Genomic DNA, 4024 nt, shown 5'->3' on the forward strand with positions numbered 1-4024 from the left:
GCGTTTGCCGTCGTAGGTAAAATTTAAATTGCCGTCCTCGATATGCGCGCGTTTGATCTGATCTGCGCGGACTAGCTCGCTAAATTCGCGCTCGGTGATGTATCGCGAATCGTCTTTAAAATAAACGATCGAGAGCAAAACGATAAGTAGCACTAAAAAAATCAGAATTATATTTAGCTTGCTTTTTTTGATTTTATGCAAAATTTCCATCAAATTTAATCTCATAATCTCTTATCTCCATCCATTTTTTCGACAAATCCTCATCGCTTTTGATCCAAATTTTATCATAAAATTGATCATATCCTTCATAAAACTCTCCATTTTTCCGCTCGATCAGCACATTTAGCGGCACCTTGTGCGAGAGGCGAAATTTATAATTATTCAGCGCCGTTATGTTTTGCAGCATCTTTAGCCGCGCCTTCGCCGTTTTGCCGTCTATGCGGCCTTTTAGCGACGCCGAAGCGGTCCCTTGCCGCGGCGAAAAGATAAAGGCGTGCAGATGCGTGAGCGGGAATTTTTTGAAATTTTCTACCGCTTCGAGCCAAATCTCTTCGCTCTCGCCCGGGTGCGCGACGATAAAATCCGTCCCCAGCGCAAACCCGCGCTCCGCAAGCTCGCAAAAAAGCTCCAAATCCCTTAGCGCGGAATTTCGGCGGCGCATTATGCTAAGCATCTTTTGTGAAGTGTGCTGAAGCGCAATGTGCAGATGCCGCTCCAGCCAGGGCTCGGATAGAATTTCGCGAAAGCTCTCATCGATCTGCGAGGGCTCGATACTGCCTAGGCGAATGCGGCGAATTCCGCGGATCGCGCCCAGCTTTTGAAGCAGCGCGCCCAGGCTCGTGCCTGAGGCTTTGCCGTAGCTTCCGATATTAGTGCCGGTTAGCACGATCTCGCTAAAGCCGTTTGCGGCAAGGCTCGCCGCCTCTTTTAAGATCGCGTCTTCAGAGCTGCTGCGCGAGCGGCCGCGCACCGAGGGGATTATGCAATAGCTGCAGTTAAAATCGCACCCTTCCTGAATTTTAATAAAAGCTTTGGTGTGATCCTCGTAGTCGCTTACCAGGTTTTTTTCGACGCCGTCAAGACCTCCGATATCGTAAAATTTCGACTCCGAGCCCAAAAACTCGTCGATCTTCTCCTTTTGCGACATCCCGAACACGCCGAATACCGCGCCGTTTTTATACAGCTCCTCGCCGCGCGATACCGCGCCGCAGCCGGTTAGCAATATCTTTTTGCCGAGGCGGTTCATCTTATTTACGTAGTTTCGCACGTCCGCATCGGCGCCGTTCGTAACGGTGCAGGAGTTTATCACGACGACGTCCGCGCCCTGCTCGTCATGCGTGATCTCGCCCGATTTGAGGTTGCTTTTGATAAGCTGCGTATCGTAGATATTTGTGCGACATCCAAACGTTTTAAAATAAATTTTCAAATTTCGCTCCCGGATCCGCTTCCTGTAGCAAAGCCCGCGCCCTGCGCCGCTGTGTTTAAATTTTGCGGACCTTGCTGCTCGGAACCGAGATCTTGCGCCGCAAAATTTTCGCCCGCCGCCATGTAGTTTTTGCCGTTAAAAAGCGTGTATGCAGGATAAGCGATCTTGATGTCGGGCTCGCTTCTTAGTGCATCTAAAATTTCAGCCGAGATGTTGCTGCGAAGCCCGAGCGTCGCGTAAGAGTTCGTCATATACCAAACCGAAATTTCAATGCCGTATGGCTCAAAAAAGCTAAAAATTCTAGGCTCGACGTTTGGATTTTTGATACTGTATTGTGAGCGTAGCTTGCCCATCTGCTTTTTGGCGATGTCGGTGTAGCCCTTGGAATACTTTCGCACGATGTTTTTTATGAGATACATCGCCTTTTTATGGTTGCTATCAAATGTTAAAAGTATGCTAATGCCGTCCCAGACCGTCTTAAGCCCGCTGTGGGTGTAGTTTGAGATAAGATCGGTAAAAATATAATTATTCGGTATGAAAATTACCCTGCCCGCGCGTTTATTTTCTCTCCACGTAGTCATAGTAACGTCCTCAAAAATCGTCATCCTAAGCACCGAAATATCGATGATATCGCCTACGTAGGTCTCGCCGTTTTTATGCACTCTAATACGATCGCCCACGCGAAAGCTGCCGCCGAGCACGATCGTAAGCCAGCCTAAGGAGCTCATAAACATATCTTTCATCGCAATCGCAAGACCTGCCGAGGCAAAGCCCAGAACCGTCACGAAGTGCGTCATATTCTCGATGTAAGAAAAGAGCAGTATCAGCGCAATCAGCGTGAAATTTAAAACGTTGATAGCTTTATTTACGATATAAAAATTCTCGTCGTTTTTGATATATTTTTTCGCCACTACCTTGCAGAAAAACGACAGTGCGATGACTACAAGTATCCATACGGCGATATTTCCCGCGCGCTTGATCTGCGCTTTTATATCGGCGGTCTGCACGGCGATTTGGGAATTGATCTTTTTTTCGTAAACGTCGTATGTGGTCTGCGCGATCTCATATGCGGAGCTAAACTCGCTAAGCTCATAATCTAAGCTTTTAAGCTCCGCCACGGCGCTTGTGTCTGGATCAATCTGCATCAAACGCTCATATAGCGCCCTTTTTGCTTCAAGTTTATCGATTAAAGCTTTAATATTTTCGATGGCGTTTTTCTGCTCCATCTTTTGAGCTTGCAAATTTCTAATCGTAGAAAAACCGGAAATTATCGAAAAAGGATTTGTAATGCGCGCAGGCTCGGGAGTTTCGGGCATCGCGATGATATCTAAAAACGGAGATTTTTCATACTCTTTTAGCAGTATGAGCTGCTCTTTAACGGCGCGGAGTCTTTTTTGAATCTCTGCGATCTTATCGGTGCCGGCGCTCTTTTTTAGCTCCGCTTCGAGCTGGCTGGATTGCTTTTGTAAATTTTGATAGCCGATGAAATTTGAAAAGCGAGAGATCCAGATATTATTTTTAATCTCATCGTCAATAACACGGATCTGATCTTTTAGCGACGCGGATAGCTTGGAATTTTCATCTTTCTTCTCACTAGTGGCAGAGCTAGCGTTAGATTCTAAGCGCGTATGCGCGGCGGAGAGCGTAGAATTTGCCTCGCAAAATGCAAGATTAAAAATCAAAAAAATAGCCGCAAGCGCTCTCATTCAAACTCTTTCAGCGCTGCGATTACTTCATCTTTTGCGATCTCTTTGGAAGCGTAGAATTTACCGATGCCGTCAGGCAGGATAAATTTTATCTTGCCGTTTTCGCTCTTTTTATCGAGAAAAAACAGCTCGTAAAATTCCGCTGCATCCTCTACGTGAAATTTTATCGGAAGTGCGAATTTTTGAAGCACTTTGCGGATTCGCTCCTCCTGTTCGCCGCTTAGTTTGCCGAGGCGACGCGCTAGCGTATTTGCCATCACCATGCCGATCGCCACAGCCTCGCCGTGCAAAAATTTTTTATAATTAGTAATTTTTTCAATAGCGTGAGCAAAGGTGTGTCCGTAGTTTAGCACTGCGCGCACGCCGCTTTCGCGCTCGTCACGCTCTACAACGCTTGCTTTAATCTCCACACAGCGAGCGATTATATGCGAAATTTTATCGGCGCTTTTTAGATCGTGCGTCTCGAAAAATTTAAACAGCTCGCCATCAAAGCATACAGCCATCTTTACCGCCTCTGCGACGCCTGCGGCAAACTCTCGCGCAGGAAGCGTCGATAAAAATTTACTCTCGCAATAAACCGCGCGCGGCTGGTAAAATGAGCCGATTAAATTTTTGCCGAAGCGATTATTCACGCCCGTCTTGCCGCCGACGCTTGCGTCCACTTGCGCTAGCAAGGTCGTAGGTATATTGATAAAATTGATACCGCGCTCATAAATGCTCGCGCAAAAGCCCGTTATATCGCTAATAACACCGCCACCAAGAGCGATGAGCGTGCTTTTGCGATCAAGCTTGGAGCTAAAAAGCTGCTCTAAAATTTGCTCCACGCTCGCGGTATTTTTATACTCCTCGCCGTCTGGGATCGTGATGATAAATTTTTGCTCGCAATCTAGCC

Annotated in this window: 3 protein-coding genes and 1 pseudogene; all 4 read right to left on the minus strand. The window is 46.9% G+C overall.

What is annotated here, in order from left to right; translation table 11 throughout:
* Positions 1-225, minus strand: a pseudogene (locus Q0095_RS03180) (ATP-dependent metallopeptidase FtsH/Yme1/Tma family protein); the annotation flags it as partial.
* Positions 194-1426 (minus strand): tRNA (N(6)-L-threonylcarbamoyladenosine(37)-C(2))-methylthiotransferase MtaB, encoded by a 1233-nt coding sequence (gene mtaB, locus Q0095_RS03185; protein ID WP_297881295.1) that lies wholly within the window; start codon positions 1424-1426, stop codon positions 194-196. The gene mtaB and the pseudogene Q0095_RS03180, both read right to left, overlap by 32 nt.
* Complete coding sequence (locus Q0095_RS03190; RefSeq protein WP_297881296.1) at positions 1423-3132, minus strand: mechanosensitive ion channel family protein; 1710 nt, start codon at positions 3130-3132, stop codon at positions 1423-1425. The genes mtaB and Q0095_RS03190 overlap by 4 nt, the downstream gene beginning before the upstream one ends.
* Positions 3129-4024: 3-dehydroquinate synthase (gene aroB, locus Q0095_RS03195; protein ID WP_297881297.1), on the minus strand; the 896-nt coding region annotated here is incomplete at its 5' end. The genes Q0095_RS03190 and aroB, both read right to left, overlap by 4 nt.

The organism is uncultured Campylobacter sp. (assembly GCF_938045535.1).
Classification (GTDB): domain Bacteria; phylum Campylobacterota; class Campylobacteria; order Campylobacterales; family Campylobacteraceae; genus Campylobacter_B.